This is a genomic window from Wolbachia endosymbiont (group A) of Ophion costatus (assembly GCF_963969245.1).
GTDB lineage: Bacteria > Pseudomonadota > Alphaproteobacteria > Rickettsiales > Anaplasmataceae > Wolbachia > Wolbachia pipientis.
Window position 1 is genome coordinate 461,801 of record NZ_OZ017714.1, and the last position, 18,862, is coordinate 480,662.

Sequence of the window (18,862 nt, forward strand, 5' to 3'; positions counted from 1 at the left end):
TGGGCGAGAGTGCCGGCTGTCGGACTTGAACTGACAACCTACTGATTACAAGTCAGTTGCTCTACCAATTGAGCTAAGCCGGCGTTAAACACATTAATAATATACAATTATCAATGAATTTTCGTCAACTAATTTTTATAAAATACTGTATAATGAAAATAATATGAGAAAATTTTTACTGAAGCCAAAAAAGAGTCTAGGACAAAATTTTATTTTATCGAGTGAGATAACAAAAAAAATAGTCGCTTTAGCTGGTAGTCTGGAAAATTTTAATGTCATTGAAATTGGTCCTGGATATGGTGCATTAACAAGAGAAATATTGGTGCATAATCCAAAGTCTCTACTTTCTATAGAAAAAGATAGAGATTTAGTAAAACACCATGATCAACTGCTAAATGAGCATCAAGGAAAGTATAAAATTATAGAAGCAGATGCACTGCACGTTATAGAAGAAGAGCTGATAGAACGTCCAGTTAAAGTTATTGCTAACTTGCCTTACAATATCTCGGTAGTGTTATTTTTAAAGTGGTTAAATAATATAAAATTTTTTACGAACTTGACATTAATGTTTCAAAAAGAGGTAGCAGATCGCATTACGGCAAGACCCAATTCTAAAGATTATGGTTCCTTATCAGTGCTAAGCCAGTTACTATGTGAGATAAAAAAGGAATTTGATATTGAACCTAAAGAGTTTTTTCCAAGACCAAAAATACATTCTTCAGTAATTACAGTAAATCCTTTGCCTATCCCAAAATTTGCAGTAAATTTGGAAACCTTAACAAGATTAACACGTGCTGTTTTTTCTCAAAGAAGAAAGATGCTGAGAAATAGCTTGCAAAATATAACGAACCACGCTGAAACTGTCCTTGAAAACGCTAAATTGAGTGGAAATGAACGTCCAGAAAACTTAACTATTGAGCAGTTCTGTTTGCTGGCAAATAATGTAGAATGCTTATTGTGCAATAAAATATATTAGCAGCTATATATTCTGGTATCTCTTCTATCCCCTAAAAACAGTGAGAGCTATACGACAGAGCCACACCGGCTTCTATAGCTCCGCTTCTGTCATCCTATGGCTTACTGTACGAACATTGCAATATGGCACATAGTAAACGATGTCATTCCAGTCTGGAATCCAGCTTTTTCATAATCATTAAAACGTTGTATTTTAACATAAAACGGCTACTTTTATACTTAATAAAATTCCTGGATCCCAGTGTCTGGGCACTGGGATGACATCATAGGGACACTGGAATGACATCATAGGAGGCTTGGATGACACCTTAACGATTTGAAGAACCGTCATCCCGCTGCTTGTTAGCGGGATCTAGAGATACCGCGAATGAATCGTGGTATGACGTAGGGAAACCTTTCTTGGGTTAGCTATAGAATGCTTATTCTGCAATAAAATGTATTAGCAACCATATAGCTTTTCTATCTCCTAAAAATAGTTAGAGCTATACAATTAAAGGCTCCTAGCTAATTTTGCCTATTGCAATTTAATTAATTGGCGTATAAGCTTTAAATAAAGCCTATGAAAAAAATGGAAGCTTGTTATTCGTTTGACGATATACTTCTTTTGCCAGCCTATTCTAATATATTGCCTTGCGATGCAGATACAAAAACTTATTTAACAAATAGTATAGAACTAAATATCCCTCTCATATCCTCTGCAATGGATACTGTTACTGAATCGGGCTTTGCAATAGCTATTGCCCAACATGGAGGGATAGGTTGCATACATAAGAATTTATCAATAGATGAACAAGTTTTAGAAGTAAGAAGGGTGAAAAAATATGAAAGTTGGATCGTGTATAACCCAATTACGATTTCACCGGATAAAACAGTTGCGGAAGCAATTTCATTAATGAGAGAGCACAATTATTCTGGCATTCCTGTAGTCGATCAACGCAAGTTAGTTGGAATTTTAACTAACCGAGATGTGAGATTTATTGAAGACCAGAACATGAATGTAAAAGTTTCCGAAGTGATGACAAAAGATAAGTTAGTGACAGTGCGGGAGCAGGGAGTGAATAGTGCCTCAGCAATGAAATTGTTGCATGAAAATAGAATAGAAAAGCTTTTGGTCGTAGATGAAAATTCTTGTTGTATAGGTTTAATTACGGTTAAAGACATTGAAAAATACAATAGATACCCAAATTCATGTAAAGACAGTAAAGGGCGTCTCAGAGTTGCCGCTGCAATTGGCACTGGTAAAAAAGATGGTATAGACAGATGTGAAGCTTTGATCGGAGAAGAAGTTGATGTAGTTGTTGTGGATACTGCTCACGGTCATTCCGAAAACGTTATCAATACCATTAGGGAAATAAAAAAGATGTATCCTAATACGCAATTAATTGGCGGAAACATTGCAACAAAGGAGGCTGCTGAAGCGTTGATTGATGCGGGTGTTGATGCAGTGAAGGTCGGAATAGGACCAGGATCAATCTGTACAACCAGAATAGTTACAGGTGTTGGTGTGCCACAATTCTCTGCAATCAAGAATGTTGCAGAGGCGTGTAGAGCAAGAAACGTCAGACTAATTGCTGATGGTGGGGTAAAATACTCAGGAGATGTTGCAAAAGCTATTGCAGCTGGTGCTGACTCTGTGATGATTGGTTCGATTTTTGCTGGCACTGACGAAAGCCTAGGTGAGATTATTATGTATAAGGGCAGAGCATATAAAGGCTATCGAGGAATGGGATCTATTAGTGCAATGAAACGAGGTTCAGCTAGCCGTTATTTTCAAGATAAAGATTCAAAACTCAAATTAGTTCCACAAGGAGTGGAAGGAAGAGTTCCATTCAAAGGTCCAGCTTCAGGAGTAATCCATCAATTGATTGGCGGATTGCAAGCTGCAATGGGGTATACTGGTAATAGGAATATAGAAGAGATGAAAAAAAATTGTAAATTTGTTACTATTACTGCATCAGGATTAAGAGAGAGTCACGCTCATGATATAGTCATTACACAAGAAGCTCCAAATTATGCTTATCAAGCGTCCAATTTGTCAACCGATTCGGAGTAGTCCAGAAAAAGTAGAGAGAAAGTTAAGACGTTTTTGGAGTAAAATAAAACGTTTTTTCAAAATATGACAAATAGAAGAGAATATACAGCAGAATTCAAATTAGAAGCTGTTAAGCTGGTTAAAGAAACAGGTCAAGCAAGTACAAAAATAGCAAAAGATCTAGGTATAGATGGCAGTATGTTAAGTAAGAAAATATGATGGAAAAATGTCTGGAGCATACGCATTTCCAGGCAAAGGCTCCTTATGACAAAGAAAGATTTGATCTAAAAAAAGAGCTAATAAGAGAAAGAGACATCTTAAAAAAAGCCCTGGGCAAAGAAAAAGAGTAAAGTATTCTTTTATATAGAAATTGCTATAAAACACAGGAACTATGTAGGGTTTTGTACTGGTGGTATGGGTTGCTAAGGAAAAAAGCAGTAAAGAATTAGCAAAAGAAGGGCTTCTAGCAGATATTCAAAAAATACATCAAGCATTCTAAATGCAGATATGGAGCCCCTAAAATTCACGCTGAATTAAAAGCTTTAGGCAAAAATTAAAACAGTACAAAGTGTTATGCAAGAAAATGGCATTAAAACCAAGCTTAGACGAAGGTTCAAAAATAAAAAACAGCAAATAAGCAACCGAGTTGTGGCTCCGAACACATTGGATCAAAATTTTACTACTGATCAGCCAAATAAAGTTTGGGATTACCTACATAAAAACTAAAGAAGGTTGTTGGCGGCAATAATTGACCTATATTCACGCATGGTGGTTAATGAGTAACATGATAATTAGTTATAGATTCTTTATTGATGGCCGTTGATAAACGCAAACCCGATAAAAATCTGCTGTTACATAGCGATCAAGGGTCACAGTATACCTCTCAAAATTACCAATTTCTATTGAATACAAAAAACATCATTTCCAGCATGAGCCATAAGGGCTGTTGTTACGATAACTCTGTTGCAGAAAAGTTCACTTAAAAGGGAGCTGCTTATTGATACTTCTCGCTCAACAAACCAGAACTGCCATATTTGAATACATAGAAATCTTTTATAACAAATAACGTAGACATTCTACTATTAACTATTGCATTCCTGCACAATTTATTCTCATGATAAAAACGTCTTAACTTTCTCTCTACTTTTTCTGGGTAAGGTCAAATAGAGAATTTTACAAAAATCTATTTTTAACTTACAATCAATTATTACAATTTTAAACCTACAACTTATGTACAACAGACTTATAGTCAAATCTTTTTCAGTATTATGCATCTGTTTATTTGCTTTATACATAACACTGCCAAATTTCTTTGATAATAAGCTTTTTATTTCGAAAAAAAGAATAAACTTAGGCCTTGACCTGAAAGGAGGGGCATCTTTGCTTTTAAACATAGACTTAGACTTCTATTTTAAGGAAAAGCTAAGCATGCTAGCTAACGAAATAAAAGAGACATTGCTAACAAAAGATATTGAATCTAACGTACAAAATAGCGTTATAACTTTAAATAATATTGATGATTATAAAAAAGCATCTGTGTTGATTAATGCGATAAATCCAAATTTAGAGCTAAATAGAAAAGATTCTTCAATTCTCATTTCGTATAAACCCCATTATAAAAATTCTTTGATCAGTGAAGTAGCTGCAGAATCAATAAACAATGTCCAGCGCCGTTTGGACAAACTTGGCACAAAGGAAGTCAGCGTTCAAAAACAAGGGCAGAATAAAATATTAGTGCAGGTGCCTGGAGTAGAAGATACCAAGCAGATAAAATCTCTGCTTGGCAAAACTGCTAAGCTAGCTTTTCATTTGGCAAACACTAACATAGCCAAGGTGCAGGATATAGACCATGAAACCACTGTCATGCTCAAGGATTCTTTAGGTAATTCTTATCCAATATTCCGCAAAACTGAAATAGGTGGTGATTCGCTGGTTAACGCATCAGTTAGATTTGGTCACTTAGGTAAACCAACAGTGCATTTTAAATTTGACAGCATAGCGAGTAAAAGATTCGCAAAAATCACTAAAGAAAATGTGGGAAAACCTTTTGCAATTGTTCTGGATAACACAGTCTTAACAGTACCTACAATACGTGAGCCAATTTTAAATGGAGAGGGAGAAATTAGCGGTAATTTCACTGAAAAACAAGCAAGCGAACTTGCAATACTTTTAAAATCTGGAGCACTGCCAGCACCACTTAAAATAATTGAAGAAAAAAACATTGGCCCAAGTCTTGGAGAAGAGTCAATAAAGGCAGGGGAAATGGCAGCAACAATCTCTATTATAGCCGTGGCTTTATTTATAATCATCACTTACGGCAAATTAGGTGTATTGGCCTCTGTTGCACTTTTTTCTAATGTAGTTCTTATATTATCAATTCTCACTCTGCTTGAAGCAACTCTAACTTTACCTGGAATTGCCGGTATTGCACTCACTGTCGGTATGGCGGTGGATGCAAATGTTTTAATATTTGAGCGAATTCGTGAGGAAATCAAATCTGGCAAGAGAGTGGAACGTGCTATTGAAGAAGGGTTTAAAAACGCTATAAAGACAATACTGGATTCAAATATCACTACATTAATTGCTGCAGGAATAATGTTCATTATTGGCAGTGGAGCAATAAGAGGCTTTTCTGTCACTCTATCAATAGGAATTTTATGTTCGATGTTTTCTGCAATCACAGTCACAAAACTCCTGATAGAGTTGTGTATGAACCCGAAGGAACTAGCGCTTTGAATTAAGGATTTAGATCTCAGTCAACCACCTTCATTCCCACAACGTTATATCCTGAATCAACGTGCAAAATTTCTCCAGTAGTGGCACTACTTAAGTCGCTTAATAAGTATAACGCTGCCTTGCCAACATCCTCTATTGTAACATTGCGTCTGAGCGGAGAGTTATTTCTATTCCATTCTGATATGGAGTGAAAATCGCTTATTCCAGAAGATGCTAAAGTTCTGATTGGACCAGCGGAAATTGCATTTACTCTGATATTTTGTGGCCCGAGATCACATGCTATATATTTTACACTTGCTTCAAGTGCCGCTTTACATAAACCCATAACGTTATAATTTGGCATAACTTTTTCAGCGCCATAATAAGATAAAGTAAGTAAACTACCACCATTTGACATCATTTTTTCAGCCCTTTGCGCTAAAGCAGTAAAAGAATAGCACGATATATGCATTGCATTGAGGAAGTTATCCAGTGAAGTATTGACATATTTACCATCTAACTCATTTTTATCGGAGAATGCTATTGCATGCACCAAAAAGTCAAGAGTACCCCATTTTTTCTCTATTATTTCGAAAGCGTTATCTATGATTTTTTCATTTGAAACGTCGCAGTGTAATATTAGCTCCACATTTAGTTCATCTGCTATTGGTGATAGTTTTTCTTTTATTATTTCATTCTGGTAGGTGATTGCAAGTTCTGCTCCGTGCTCTGAGAGAGTTTTTGCTATACCGTATGCTATTGATCTCTTATTTATTATTCCGGTTATTAATCCCTTTTTGCCTTGTAATAGACTTGTCGTCATAGAACTATCTGTTTTTTTATAATTTGGAATATTAACTAGGTAAAGTCAAGATATCACTATGTTTTAAAATATTTTTTGCAGTAACTTGAAGTCTATAAACAGTAATCTTGATTCTTCTACAACAAAGCCATCCCGTATGACATTTTGTCTATACCTAATTAAGCATATCAATAAGTAAGTAAATCTTAATATAATCTTATTATACTTATAAATACGCTGTATAGAATGAAAGTATGGATGATTTCATAACTGCAAGAAGAAAAGATGATGCTGTGGTATCTGTTTGTCAGGATAATAAGAAAAAAAACGTGTTAATTTTAGGGCTCAATCAAGTTGCAAGGGATTTGTTAAAATATGAAGAGGAGAATTTGCTTAATAAGCCATTAATTAATATCTTAAGCACAAGAGCAGCTGACAACGTGAAGAATTATTTAGAGTATACCGAAAATGGGCACGATTTACTTGATATATTACCTAAAGTGATAGATTTTTCCTTAACTGATGCTAAAGGAGAAGATATCAGGACAAAAGTAAAAGTTTTCCGCACTGCACAATTTGCCAGTAATAAAATAAATTATGAGCTGTTAATACGTGATATCAGTTTGTCCCATAAATTAGGAATCTTTAGAGATGAATATCTAATGGGTAAAAAATATAAAAACCATGACTTATTCGATATACCGGGCAATGAGTCCACTATTCTAGAGTTATACGTTATATTGAATTTCGCCTTTCAACATCAAATTAATGCAGCTATAGGAATAATTGGCTTAAATAGTAGCTGTAGCGAGACAAATGATGCACTGAAAGTTGTCATAGAACATTTTTATAAAAATTGCCGTAGTGATGATTTTCTAGGGTATATTGATGAGAATAAAGTGCTTTTTGTTTTGATTAACTGCGATGTAAAAAGTACATCTAAAATAATTAATCGTATACATTCTGCCATTAATAAGCAGTTATTAATGCAAAAATTACCAAGTGTATCAATAATTTATGGGAATATAGCTCAAAAACAGGCAGCAAAATCTACCAGCGGTGCCTTCTGAAAAGTTGTTTTTTATTTATATTGAGTTTAAACTTAAATTTTTATAAAGATTTAAGTTTATTTATGAAGTTAAAGTACTACCTGGTAGCACTGCTTTCATCATTGTTTTTGCAGAATAGTGCTAGCTCTAAAACAATTTTGGATAAGGAAATATTTTATGCAGAACTAGACGGAAAAATAGATTTGAGATTCGGCTACGCCTTCAACAGAGATTCTTTAAATGCTAAGCCTAAGGATAAAACTTCAAGTTATTCATACTTGCGCTTTCTTTATTTACAGCAAGTTTATCCAAATACTCAAATGGGGGTTAATGTTAAGGCAGGGGTTTCTGGTATTGCAAACCTAAAAGCGTTAGACATAGAAAAGTTAGACATGGAGGAATGGTATTTTATCATAAAAAACCAGGAACTTGGATCAATTGAATATGGTAAAAGAAGTTTAGTTGGTCAGAGCATGTTAATTAACACTTCAAAAATTTATGCAGCTGCTGGAGGAGTAAATGGTCATTGGACAAACTATGCAAATTTGCGCGGTGATCATAAAAAAGATGGTGACCCTGGATATGATCAAGACAAGGTGTTCTGGGTCAAGCCCAATATTTATAGCGATTATAATGAACTCGAACTAGGGTTAAAACAATCATCAATTAACTACATCTCCCCTGAAATCTATAACTTTCAACTCGGATTCAGTTATGTTCCAGGAAAAAATAACTTACAGTACAGCAATTTAATTGCTGCTGGCCTTTCCTATAAAAACAGCTTGTCAGATGATATAGGTTTTACTACTGCCTTAACTGGTGAATTTGCAAGAGAAAATTTAACTGATTGCTCAGATGGGACTTCTAAAAATTATGAATGCCGCAATCAATTACTACACTGGAATTTTGGTTTGAAGCTAAAATTGTTCGATCTTGATTACATTTTTTCGTATGGTAATGGTGGTAAATCTGGTGAGAAGCGTAATCCTGAAACAAATAATACGTATTATATGAATGCAGGTATCGCTTACCGTTCTGATTCTTACAAATCGAGCTTAACATATTTTAGTAGTGGTAGGGATATTGCAGGCGAAGGTACAAACGAGTTAACATCATATGCTTTAAGTCTTGAAAATTCTCTTTTTTTAGGTACTTCATACTATTTCGATATTGTAAAGTTTAGTACAAAAGAGCCTAAAATAGAAAATAACAACTCTGGTTATGTGTTCTTGGCTGGACTGAAATTAAGTTTTTAATATTGCCTCCTTCCAACACTCTTTTCTGTCATCCAAGGTAACCGTTCACAGATTTCCACTTAATTTTTCAATCTCACTCATGGAGAGGCCAGTAAACTGACCTTACCCAGAAAAAGTGGAGAGAAAGAAAAGAGTTTTTTTGGGTAAAATAGAATTTTGGAGGATTAGAAATGGTAAGAGAATATACGGCAGAATTCAAATTGGAAGCTGTTAAGAGGTTGTCCGGAAACAAGTAAATTCAAGCATATTCCCTCTTTAACATAACCCTACTCATAGCTAGGTATATGAAATTCTCAGTGGATGTTGTGAGTAAATCATACTCCTTCGATAGCCTTCTATTCCTATTAACCCAAGCAAAAGTCCTTTCTACAACCCATCTTCTTGGCTGTACTTTAAACCCTTGTTCTCTTGTTGGTAGTAGCTCAGGTGGCGTATCTTTGTGCACCCAAAATCTACATGGAGGCCTTGTAACAATTTCAATATCTATGTCATATTCTTCCTTTGTGTGATTCTTTAAATTTCTTCCTTGGTATCCCATGTCAGCCCACATTTTTTTAACTTTAGTATATTTTGTTCTCATATTGTTTAATGCTATTTTAATACCATCTCTATCATTTTCGTTAGCAGCGCCTACGTAACAACCTAGTATAAAACCCTGAGTGTCTGTAATTATATGCCTTTTTCTACCCTTTACTTTTTTACTTCCATCATAGCCTTTGATCCCCCCTTTTCTGTAGTCTTTACAGATTGACTATCTACTATACAGGCACTCGGCTGCTCATTCCTTCCTATTTTTCTTCTACTATATTTTGTAATTTCATAATTCATTTTCTCAAAAATTCCCTGCTTCTTCCATTGCCTGAACTGCTCATACACAGTCTTCCATAGCGGAAAATCATTTGGTAAATACCGCCATTGACACCCTGTACGCAATACATAGAAAATTGCTTCTAATATTTCTCTTTTGCTATACTTTGGCGGCCTTCCTCCTTTCTTGTATGATACTCTGAAGTGTTTTTCTATTCTTGCCCATTCCCTTTCGCTTAGATCTGTTGGATATTTTTTTCTCATCTTTACCCCGTACTAAAATTTCAGATATTATAGCCTTTTACTTGTTTCCGGACAACCTCTGATAGCATGAAAAATAGATTCAAGAAAAATAATAGATATAGGGATTGGTTTAATTTTTGTTACAGTGATTCAGTAAAGTCTGGATGCATTATTTTGGAAAATATTGTTGATGGATATTGCAGCAGAGCAAGAGAAAACGAAAAGAGCAGAATGCTTGAGTTGTTTAGAATAACTGCACAATTTGTGTTAGATTTTTTGAACGGTGCATATAATTTTTCAAGATTCAATCAATTTCCTAAGGAACATTGACAATTTTAAGCTAATTTGTATCCTTAATAAGTATTTTTTAAAATGCTATGAAAAGTAAAGAACATGATTTTCATTTAGTGGATCCAAGCCCTTGGCCAATTGCTGTATCAGCAGCAATTCTTATTCTTGCACTTGGATTAGTTGGCGCGCTTCATAAACAAATTGTCGGAATGTTTTGTTTAGTTTTGGGAATCTCCGCAGTATCAGGGGTGCTGTTTTATTGGTGGAGAGATGTAATAAGGGAGGCCATTTATGACAAATGTCACACTGCCATTGTAAAACATGGACTCAAATTTGCAATGTACTTGTTTATTCTCTCGGAGGTCGTATTTTTTATAGTGTTCTTTTGTTCATTCTTTAAAGCCTGGCTTGATCCAGTTTTTTTATTTGAGGCGTTTTCTCCTGCAAAAAAAGTTGAATGGCCCCCTGAGGGAATTTTGCCACCTGATCCGTGGTCACTACCATTCATGAATACATTAATATTATTGCTTTCTGGTACAACAATTACTTGGGCAAATCACTCTTTACTTAAAAATGATAAAAAGAGCATGATTAAAATGCTGTCCATAACTATATTGCTTGGAGTTTTTTTTATAATAGTGCAAGCAATAGAGTATCATGAAGCGAGTTTTTCTCTACAAGAAACAGGAGAAAAGCTTATTTATACATCCAATTTTTATATGATTACCGGTTTTCACTGCGCACACGTTATAATAGGAATAATATTTTTATCAGTGTGTTTATTTAGAGCACGGAAAGGCCAATTTACACTTCAGGACCATTTGTGCTTTGAGTTTGCCTCCTGGTATTGGCACTTTGTAGATGTAGTCTGGATATTTTTATTTTTGTTTGTCTATTGGTTAAGCGTTTATTAAGTGGTTAAAATAATAGGTCTAGATCCAGGAATAAGCAAGACTGGGTGGGCCATTATCAGCCTGAACGAAAAAAATAATATTGAATTTTTGGGCGGCGGTACCATATCAACTGATGGTAAATTGGGTACAGGTGAACGCCTACATACAATTTTTGAACAATTAAAGAAAGTAATTTCCCTATACTCTCCGAATGAAGCTGCGGTGGAGAAAATTTTTGTTAATAAAAATCCTAAATCTTCACTAACTTTAGGATATGCAAGAGGGGTTGTAATTTTAGCGTTAAAAATAACACAGCTAACTATGAATGAATATGATGCAAACTATGTAAAAAAAAGCATTACCGGAAATGGCCATGCTGATAAGGATCAGATGATATTTATGGTGAAGCAAATAGTTAAAAATTTGAGTATAAAATGCCACCATGCTGCTGACGCTCTTGCTGTAGCAATTTGTCATGCTTATACGAAAGGTTCTTGTTTTGTTGAGTAACTTTTATATGGGATTCAGTTTGAAGATTTCCAGATCTGGAAAAACTATTTGATTGTATTTATCTTGTCTAACGTTCGTTGCAAAATAATACATGCGGAGATTTTATCATCTATTTTTTTCGATTTTGTGATTGATATTCCAGTGATTTTTAGTGTATGAGTTGCAATAGATGTTGATAAGCTCTCGTCTTGTAAGTATATATTTACTTTATATTTTTTTATTATTTTATTTGCAAATTGGATTATGGTTTTACACCATTTAGTTTCTTGCTCGTCTATGTTTAATGGTATTCCTATTACCATTGATCCAGCTTCATTTTCTTTGAATATTCTATGTAGATAACCTAAATCTTTGCTCATATTTTTTCTGTGATATATGCTATGAGCTGTGGCTATGAGCTGTGTTTTATCGCTAAATGCTATGCCTATTTGCTTTTCTCCCATGTCAAGGCACATTATGCGCTTATCTTTTGGAATAGACTTTAGAAACTCATCTGGATTTCTATGTAGCATCTATTAGACTTCCTTTAAAGTGACCTTACCAAAAAAGTGGAGAGAAAGTTAAGAAAATTTTTTACAAAAAGAATAATGAATCAAATTGCTCAGGAATGCAATAGACTTCTTGCATAACCCAAACTAAGTAGAAAAAGGTATCATCTAAGTAGCTGACACTGGTTTCCATCCAAAAGGGCAGTGCCCCTATGATGTCATTCCAGTGCTTGGCACTGGAATGACAGCAATCCTACGTCATACCGCGATTCATTCGCGGTATCTCGGCCGCTAACAAGTAGCGGGATGACGGTTATCGTTTAGCTACAAACATTAAGAAATTTACCAAACGAAAAAAAAGGCAAAAGAAGCCCCGTGGTTGGCTAATTACTTACATTATACTTTCAAGTATGGCGTTTTTTTATTCTAAACACTTAATAACCGCGATTCAGTTGCTTTTAAACCGCAACTAATCTAAATTATAAACGTTAAGAAATTTACTAAACAGAAAAAAAGGCAAAAGAAACCCTAGGGTAGCTAGTTATTCACTATCCATTTTTTAAGTTGGCGTTTTTTTATGTTTTAAACGCTTTATAAGCGCGTTTCAGCTTATGTAGGTAGAAGTTTTATAAAGACATAAGGTGCACATAGTGCAAAAAATTAAACATGAGACGCCAGATACGTGAGTTTTTTTGTCATTTAATCTGTACAGAGAAGATAAATAAATAGCTTCAATTTTATGATAAGAGGGCTGGCGAAGCTTGTCAAGTAATCTTTTGCATTTAACCCGTTTCTATGGGTAAAACAATCTGCATACCACTTAGCTAACATGAGTTTTGTTTTGACTTTTTGTGCTAATTTTGCAGAATATTAAGATTATCATTTAAATAAAATACATGACGAAAGAGGATTGGGAAGCGGTAATTGGGCTTGAGGTACACGCTCAAGTTTCTTCTAATACGAAGCTATTTTCTAGCTCATCAACGGAATTTGGTGCTGAGCATAACACTCAAGTTTCTCTAGTTGATGCGGCAATGCCAGGTACGCTGCCAATACTAAATTATTACTGCATAGAGCAAGCAATACGCACTGGTCTTGCACTTTCTGCAGAAATTAATAAGTATTCTTACTTTGATCGGAAAAATTATTTTTATCCTGATTTACCGCAAGGTTACCAGATAACTCAGTTTTTTGAGCCAATAGTTAAAAACGGTAGAGTATTTATCAACGACAATGAAAAAGAAATAAGAATTGCGAGAATTCATTTAGAGCAAGATGCAGGAAAGAGCGTTCATGAGGAAAGCAAAACTTATGTAGATTTAAATCGTGCAGGGGTTGCTTTAATGGAAATTGTTTCAGAACCAGATCTCCGTTCATCTGCGGAAGCTGCAGAATGCATGAAAAAATTGAGGCAGATTTTGCGTTACATTGGTTCGTGTGATGGTGATATGGAAAAGGGATCACTTCGTTGTGATGCAAATGTTTCTGTCCGCCTAAAAGGCAGTAGCGCACTTGGCACTCGTTGTGAGATAAAAAATCTGAACTCGATACGTTATATTGTGCAAGCTATAGACTATGAAATACAAAGACAAATTGAAATTTTAGAAAGTGGGGAAGAAATAAGTCAAGATACCTTATTGTTTGATGTTGCTTCGGGAAAAACAAAAGTGATGCGAAACAAAGAAGATGCAAGCGACTATAGATACTTCCCTGAGCCTGATTTATTACCTGTTGAGGTAAGCCAGGATAAAATCGATTCTATTAAATCATCTTTGCCTGAGTTGCCAGATCAAAAAAAGCTGCGATACATTGAGGAATTGGGTATCAACGAATACGATGCAAACGTCATTACTTCCGATAAGGCGATTGCTGATTACTTTGAGGAATTGATAAAAAAACATGATTCAAAGCTCGCGGTCACCTGGTTAACTGTAGAGCTTTTCGGTCGTTTAAATAAAGCAGGTATTGATATTGTGAGCTCCCCAATCAAAGCAAATGCTTTGTCCGAACTCTTAGATTTTATCGTTGATGGAACAATCTCTGCTAAACTTGGCAAGCAGGTATTCGATAGTATGTTTGAAACTGGCAAACCTGCATCTTTAATTATAGAAGAGCAAGACCTAAAACAAATAACCGATAGAGGTCAAATATCAGGAGTTATCGACACAATCGTCAATAACAACCAAGATAAAGTTCAAGAATACAAAAGCGGTAAAACAAAGTTATACGGATTCTTTGTCGGCGAAGTTATGAAACTTACCAAAGGAAAAGCCAGCCCTGATGTGGTGAATTCAATTTTGAGTGAGAGATTAGAGTGAGGTGCCTGTAAGATTATCCTGCTCGGAAGTTAAGCGCACCTTTCATGGTATTATGTATCAAGCGAGATGGCTAATGCTGTTTCCTAAACATGCAGTAGATAGAGAGTATTCTTTCCGCCTATTCACAGAGAAAAAATCAGCTAAGGATTTTGATGATATTGTTCTTCGGTATGAACAAGATGGGAAAATAGTACATAGATTCATACAAGTCAAGCACAGGCAGGGTAGGCACAAAAAGATCAGCATAGGTGACTTATTAACACCGGGAAAGAATGGTGCGTTTGGCTTAATAAAATATCTCATTGCTTATTTAAAGATCAAAAGTAGTGGAGAGTTTGAGGGTGAAATAAAGGATTTTTTTATTGCCACAAATGTCGGTTTTGACTTTGAAAGTCTAGCAGATAAGGGAATTTCATTTACAAGAATGAACACAGAAGATGAGTTTCTGAATATAGGCAGTAGTGTAAGATATAAATTTGATAATAGTATTATCTCACACTTGCAAGAGAATATGGATTTTATAAAGGGTGAGGTAGGTGGACAAGTTAGCGATGGAGAAATAAATAAGAAAATAGAGGAATTTCCAGATAAATTGGTGTTTGCAGTTAATTTACCTAACCATGCTGAACTGGAAGGATTAATCAAAAATGAGATAAGTAACAAATTGATCGAAAAGTTCAACTACTTTGGTAATGACGAAACTGCTTACAACGCGCTTTTTATGAAAATGTGGAGTTGGATGAAGGATAGAGAAGGACGTTTCCTTTCACATAAAGAAGGCGAAGAGCTTTTCCGAAAAGTAGAGATGTGTGCTAGTACTTTAAGTGAGATAAGACAAGAAGTAGAGAAAGGGAATAAAGAAATAGGTAAAATAGCAAAACAACAGCGTAAGGATAGTAAAACACTGCATAAAATACATGCAGTTGCAACAACACAGAATAACAAGCAGATAGAGAAGCCTATTCAGTTTAATATGGTATATCCAGTTGAGATGTTTGTTGGGAGGGACAGCGAATTGCAAGAAATATATGGTAAATTGCATGAAAGTACTGGCAAACTAACGGCAATATCACAAATGGTTGTTATCGGTGGTCTTGGAGGAATAGGAAAAAGTGAGTTAGCTAGGAAATACGCTTATGAATATAGAAAAGATTATGATGGCAATGTTGTATGGGTAAACGCTGAAAACTTTGGAATTATGAAGAATTCTTTTCTGAAGTTAGCTGAGGATGATAAACTAGGTATTCCTCCCCAGGATAAGTACGGAAATGACAAGACGATAGAAACTATTGTTAAAGAAATATATGCTTTCTTTGCAAGAAGGGGAAGGAAAAGCCTGTTCATTTTTGATAATGCTGAGGGATATGAGGATATTAGTAAGTTTTTGCCATTCTCTTTAGGCCAGGACTATAACAAGCCTTGCGTATTAATTACTTCTCGTAGTAAAGATTGGAAAGTAGGAGAAGAGGAAGGTAAGATACAAGTAATACAATTAGATGAGTTTACTGAAACAGAAGCTTTGAGGTTTGTGAAGAAGGCTTTGAATATAAGAAATAATTTACAAGATGAAGAAATAAAAAAACTAACAAAAGAATTGCAGTATTTTCCATTAGCTTTGGGGCAAGCAGTAAAATATATAAACGAAAGCAATATTGTACTAAGTCGTAGAAGTAAGAAAAAAATTAGTGTTAGTGACTACCTGAAAGAATATGAAGAAGAAGCAGAAAAACTGCTTGACTTTGAATCCAAATATAAAAGTGACTGTTATACTAAAACAACATTTGTAATTTGGAAAATTACAAATGTCCTACCTTGCTCCTGATGATATTTGTATAAGAGAAATTTTTTCAAATAAAGTTACTTTTAGCTCATGGTGCATCCTTATAACTATTGAAATTTTGCATTTAATTTATAGCTCCGCTTCTATCAGGGCATAGGATGACAGAAGTGGGCTTTAATAGCTGTAGTACTATAGCTGTTATACGCCAAAAGTAAGTATTAGATATAACAAATAGAAGAAATTAGATAGAATGATTAAAGGGGCAAGGATATAAAGGTTTAACTTAAAATAACCTGATAAAATTTGAATCACACTTCCAAGTGCTGGCACCCACGAAAGTAATGCAACTGCACAAATCAGTAGATTTCTTACGATTTTTGGTGTTTTATGCTCGTTCTCTAGTTTGTGGTATGATTTTCGTATAGAGATTGTTATTCTACCTAAGTACCAGTTAACTATTCCACCAAGGCTTGATCCTAGTACTCCAAAAAATAACATAAGTAGTGGAGTGTGATACGACCTGAAATAAAGCATGGTATTGAACACAAAACCTTGATGTATGGGTAAGACTAATGATGATACTAGACTATCTGTGAATAACAGGAAGTAGTTTTCCATATGAATTTACCAGGTTGTTGTACCATCTTCATTGTCAGAAATTGTAATCCCCATTTGTTTCAACTGATTTCTTATTTTGTCTGCAGTATCGTAATTTTTATTTTTTTTTGCAATTTTTCTTAAGTCTATCAACCTTTCTATTTCTTGATGATTTACATCCACAGCAAACCACTTTTCATAACTTGACTCAAGAAGACCAATAAATCTGGCACTCTTAACAAAACTCTCAGTTAATTTAAGCTTTTCACTTTCATTACTCATTTTGTTGATTTTTGCAGCCATTTCATGTAATATGGCTAGAGCTTCAGGGATGTTTAAGTCGTTTTTTAAAGCGTCTATAAAATCTTTAGAAATCTCTGCGTTACTTTCATCAATATTCGTTATATCTAAACCACGTAATAACCGATAAAATTTGTTTAAGGTTTCCTGTGCATCAGAAATAACGTTTTCTGTCCAATCAAGTGGTTTTCTGTAGTGAGTTTTGAGCAGTGCATAGCGTATTACTTCACCCTTTATTCCACTATCTAGCAAATCCCTTACTTTGACTATATTAAATAAGGACTTGCTCATTTTTTCTTCATTTACTGTAAGAAAGCCGTTATGTATCCAGTATTTTGCAAACATTGATCCAGCAAATGCGGACTTACTCTGTGCAATTTCATTTTCATGGTGAGGAAATTGTAAATCTATGCCGCCACCATGAATATCAAAATCTTTGCCAAGGTAAGCATATGACATTGCTGAGCATTCTATATGCCATCCAGGCCTGCCCTCTCCCCATGGGCTATTCCAATAACTTGAAAGTTTGTAGTCAATATCATTTGCAGGCTTCCACAGCACAAAATCTCCAGGGTGCTTTTTATTTTCATTAACTTCAACTCTGCTACCTGGAACCAATTCATCAGTTTTTTTTCCTGATAAAGCACCATATTCATGGTAAGATTCTATATTAAAATACACGTGTTTGTCAGATTCGTAAGCGTGGCCTGATTGCAGTAAATGTTCAATTAATTTTATAATATAATCTACGTTTTCCGTTGCTTTTGGCTCGTGTGTTGGCTCTTTACAATTTATGCTTTCCATATCATCATGAAAAGCTTTAATGTAATATGTGGTTATACTTTCTATGTTGCTATTTTTCTCGCTTGCTGCATTAATTATCTTATCATCAATGTCGGTTATGTTACGCACATAGGTAACTTTGCCATAACAAAACTTGAGTAGCTGAAATAACACATCATACACAACAACAGATCGTGCATTGCCTATATGTGCTGTGTCATATACTGTTGGTCCGCAAACATACATTTTCACATGATCTTTATCGGTTGGTGTAAAAAGTTCCTTTTTTTTTGTTAAGGTGTTGTAAAGCCTAACCATATACAAAGCTTTTGAGAAAAGAAAATGCCCCAATTATAAGTTGTGGCCCTTTGACTACTACAACAAGAGTAAGCAATAACCCACACAATGATATTAGAACTCCCAATATGGATAGAAACCCATCTTTACTCATGATACCAAGCGAAATAAGAGTCGTACCAATTGCAGGAATGAAGTTAGTAAGAGGTAGTGGAAGAGCTATTGATAACGCACAAAGCAGCATTATAAAAGCTAAAATTTTTTCACCGGGCCCATAGAAAATAAAAGACATTCTTGGTCTCATGAACTTTTCTATTTTTTTTAATGCTGGAGAAGTTTTCTCTACCACAAAAGCTAGTGTTGAACGCTGAAAAGACCTTCTTTCCAACCAATGCGGCATCCAAGGAGAATCAAATCCAAATAGAAGCTGCAGTGAGAATAAGATTAAAGGTATAGAAAGAATAGTTGTATAACCAGGTGGAACCGGTATAGGCACCGATAGCGGCAAGGAGAAGATGATTATTAAAATACCAAAACCACGCTCATGCAAAGCTGTTTTAATGTCAAACAAAGTTACTTTATCGCTATCATTGTTATTGGTATCTGCAACTTCTTTTAGAATATCAGAAGCTAATTTATCACTTTTAGTCAACTTATCATTTTTTGACACGAAAAACCTTTGATAAAAATAATTCTTAACACAATTATTGTTTTATTTCAATATGC

At 34.8% G+C, this 18,862-nt stretch carries 20 protein-coding genes and 1 tRNA gene; 13 read left to right on the forward strand and 8 right to left on the reverse strand.

The features are described from left to right. Nucleotides 1-10 precede the first annotated feature (10 nt). Nucleotides 11-83: transfer RNA gene (locus AACH21_RS02305), tRNA-Thr, on the reverse strand. A gap of 80 nt (nucleotides 84-163) precedes the next feature. Here AACH21_RS02305 and rsmA point away from each other — a divergent pair. Next, entirely contained in the window at nucleotides 164-976 is an 813-nt protein-coding gene (gene rsmA, locus AACH21_RS02310) for a 16S rRNA (adenine(1518)-N(6)/adenine(1519)-N(6))-dimethyltransferase RsmA (RefSeq protein WP_338482700.1), read from the forward strand. Nucleotides 977-1,168: 192 nt separating this feature from the next. Here the strand turns inward: rsmA and AACH21_RS02315 are convergent, their stop codons facing one another. Beyond that, a complete protein-coding gene (locus AACH21_RS02315) occupies nucleotides 1,169-1,306 on the reverse strand; it encodes a hypothetical protein (protein WP_156518046.1) in 138 nt (45 codons plus the stop codon). Between the two features lie 228 nt (nucleotides 1,307-1,534). Between AACH21_RS02315 and guaB the strand changes: the two genes are divergently transcribed. The 5 genes from guaB to secD all read left to right on the forward strand — a co-directional run bounded on the left by guaB (nucleotide 1,535) and on the right by secD (nucleotide 5,743). Then, complete coding sequence (gene guaB, locus AACH21_RS02320; protein ID WP_338482701.1) at nucleotides 1,535-3,028, forward strand: IMP dehydrogenase; 1,494 nt, start codon at nucleotides 1,535-1,537, stop codon at nucleotides 3,026-3,028. A gap of 63 nt (nucleotides 3,029-3,091) precedes the next feature. Beyond that, on the forward strand, nucleotides 3,092-3,226 hold the full coding sequence (locus AACH21_RS02325) for an IS3 family transposase (protein ID WP_007548354.1): 135 nt from the start codon (nucleotides 3,092-3,094) through the stop codon (nucleotides 3,224-3,226). Beyond that, a complete protein-coding gene (locus AACH21_RS02330; protein ID WP_007548509.1) occupies nucleotides 3,223-3,357 on the forward strand; it encodes a hypothetical protein in 135 nt (44 codons plus the stop codon). The genes AACH21_RS02325 and AACH21_RS02330 overlap by 4 nt, the downstream gene beginning before the upstream one ends. Nucleotides 3,358-3,819: 462 nt before the next feature. Next, nucleotides 3,820-3,990: a DDE-type integrase/transposase/recombinase gene (locus AACH21_RS07095; protein WP_080717647.1), complete on the forward strand. Its 171-nt coding sequence runs from the start codon at nucleotides 3,820-3,822 to the stop codon at nucleotides 3,988-3,990. A gap of 247 nt (nucleotides 3,991-4,237) precedes the next feature. Beyond that, nucleotides 4,238-5,743, forward strand: coding sequence for a protein translocase subunit SecD (gene secD / locus AACH21_RS02335; protein WP_006279745.1), 1,506 nt, complete (start codon nucleotides 4,238-4,240; stop codon nucleotides 5,741-5,743). 16 nt (nucleotides 5,744-5,759) lie between these two features. Here secD and AACH21_RS02340 read toward each other — a convergent pair whose 3' ends face one another. Beyond that, nucleotides 5,760-6,545, reverse strand: coding sequence for an enoyl-ACP reductase (locus AACH21_RS02340; RefSeq protein ID WP_338482702.1), 786 nt, complete (start codon nucleotides 6,543-6,545; stop codon nucleotides 5,760-5,762). Nucleotides 6,546-6,778: 233 nt separating this feature from the next. On the opposite strand from AACH21_RS02340, the gene AACH21_RS02345 reads away from it, so the two are divergent. Both AACH21_RS02345 and AACH21_RS02350 read left to right on the forward strand, forming a co-directional pair. After that, nucleotides 6,779-7,594 (forward strand): PAS domain-containing protein, encoded by an 816-nt coding sequence (locus AACH21_RS02345; RefSeq protein WP_077188505.1) that lies wholly within the window; start codon nucleotides 6,779-6,781, stop codon nucleotides 7,592-7,594. Nucleotides 7,595-7,656: 62 nt separating this feature from the next. Next, nucleotides 7,657-8,829 carry a porin gene (locus tag AACH21_RS02350; protein ID WP_338482703.1) on the forward strand — a complete coding sequence of 391 codons (1,173 nt, stop codon included), beginning with the start codon at nucleotides 7,657-7,659 and terminating at the stop codon, nucleotides 8,827-8,829. Nucleotides 8,830-9,067: 238 nt separating this feature from the next. Here AACH21_RS02350 and AACH21_RS02355 read toward each other — a convergent pair. Further along, nucleotides 9,068-9,900, reverse strand: a protein-coding gene (locus AACH21_RS02355; protein WP_338482219.1) for an IS5-like element ISWpi1 family transposase whose coding sequence is annotated in 2 segments (ribosomal slippage) — nucleotides 9,068-9,531 and nucleotides 9,531-9,900 — 834 coding nt in all. Because the reading frame shifts where the segments join, the coding sequence is not laid out codon by codon here. Between the two features lie 66 nt (nucleotides 9,901-9,966). Between AACH21_RS02355 and AACH21_RS02360 the strand changes: the two genes are divergently transcribed. Genes AACH21_RS02360 through ruvC form a run of 3 tightly spaced genes read left to right on the forward strand, consistent with a single transcriptional unit; the run spans nucleotide 9,967 to nucleotide 11,573 of the window. Continuing rightward, nucleotides 9,967-10,209, forward strand: coding sequence for a hypothetical protein (locus AACH21_RS02360; protein WP_265043748.1), 243 nt, complete (start codon nucleotides 9,967-9,969; stop codon nucleotides 10,207-10,209). A 47-nt stretch (nucleotides 10,210-10,256) separates the two neighbouring features. Beyond that, nucleotides 10,257-11,084: a cytochrome c oxidase subunit 3 gene (locus AACH21_RS02365; protein ID WP_006279354.1), complete on the forward strand. Its 828-nt coding sequence runs from the start codon at nucleotides 10,257-10,259 to the stop codon at nucleotides 11,082-11,084. Continuing rightward, complete coding sequence (ruvC, locus tag AACH21_RS02370; RefSeq protein ID WP_338482704.1) at nucleotides 11,085-11,573, forward strand: crossover junction endodeoxyribonuclease RuvC; 489 nt, start codon at nucleotides 11,085-11,087, stop codon at nucleotides 11,571-11,573. Nucleotides 11,574-11,617: 44 nt separating this feature from the next. Here the strand turns inward: ruvC and ruvX are convergent, their stop codons facing one another. Further along, on the reverse strand, nucleotides 11,618-12,085 hold the full coding sequence (gene ruvX / locus AACH21_RS02375; protein WP_077188502.1) for a Holliday junction resolvase RuvX: 468 nt from the start codon (nucleotides 12,083-12,085) through the stop codon (nucleotides 11,618-11,620). A gap of 872 nt (nucleotides 12,086-12,957) precedes the next feature. On the opposite strand from ruvX, the gene gatB reads away from it, so the two are divergent. Both gatB and AACH21_RS02385 read left to right on the forward strand, forming a co-directional pair. Beyond that, the gene (gene gatB, locus AACH21_RS02380) at nucleotides 12,958-14,379 is read left to right on the forward strand and encodes an Asp-tRNA(Asn)/Glu-tRNA(Gln) amidotransferase subunit GatB (RefSeq protein WP_077188500.1); all 1,422 of its coding nucleotides are present in this window, start codon (nucleotides 12,958-12,960) and stop codon (nucleotides 14,377-14,379) included. A 73-nt stretch (nucleotides 14,380-14,452) separates the two neighbouring features. After that, the gene (locus tag AACH21_RS02385) at nucleotides 14,453-16,201 is read left to right on the forward strand and encodes an NB-ARC domain-containing protein (RefSeq protein WP_236515129.1); all 1,749 of its coding nucleotides are present in this window, start codon (nucleotides 14,453-14,455) and stop codon (nucleotides 16,199-16,201) included. A 156-nt stretch (nucleotides 16,202-16,357) separates the two neighbouring features. On the opposite strand, the gene AACH21_RS02390 is transcribed toward AACH21_RS02385, so the two are convergent. From AACH21_RS02390 to AACH21_RS02400, 3 genes are read right to left on the reverse strand one after another with little or no spacing between them, the layout of a single operon-like run. After that, nucleotides 16,358-16,777 carry a YqaA family protein gene (locus AACH21_RS02390; protein WP_077188498.1) on the reverse strand — a complete coding sequence of 140 codons (420 nt, stop codon included), beginning with the start codon at nucleotides 16,775-16,777 and terminating at the stop codon, nucleotides 16,358-16,360. A gap of 6 nt (nucleotides 16,778-16,783) precedes the next feature. After that, nucleotides 16,784-18,157 carry a cysteine--tRNA ligase gene (gene cysS / locus AACH21_RS02395; protein WP_236515131.1) on the reverse strand — a complete coding sequence of 458 codons (1,374 nt, stop codon included), beginning with the start codon at nucleotides 18,155-18,157 and terminating at the stop codon, nucleotides 16,784-16,786. Further along, on the reverse strand, nucleotides 18,150-18,806 hold the full coding sequence (locus tag AACH21_RS02400; protein WP_015588796.1) for an exopolysaccharide biosynthesis protein: 657 nt from the start codon (nucleotides 18,804-18,806) through the stop codon (nucleotides 18,150-18,152). The genes cysS and AACH21_RS02400 overlap by 8 nt, the downstream gene beginning before the upstream one ends. Nucleotides 18,807-18,862 lie beyond the last annotated feature (56 nt).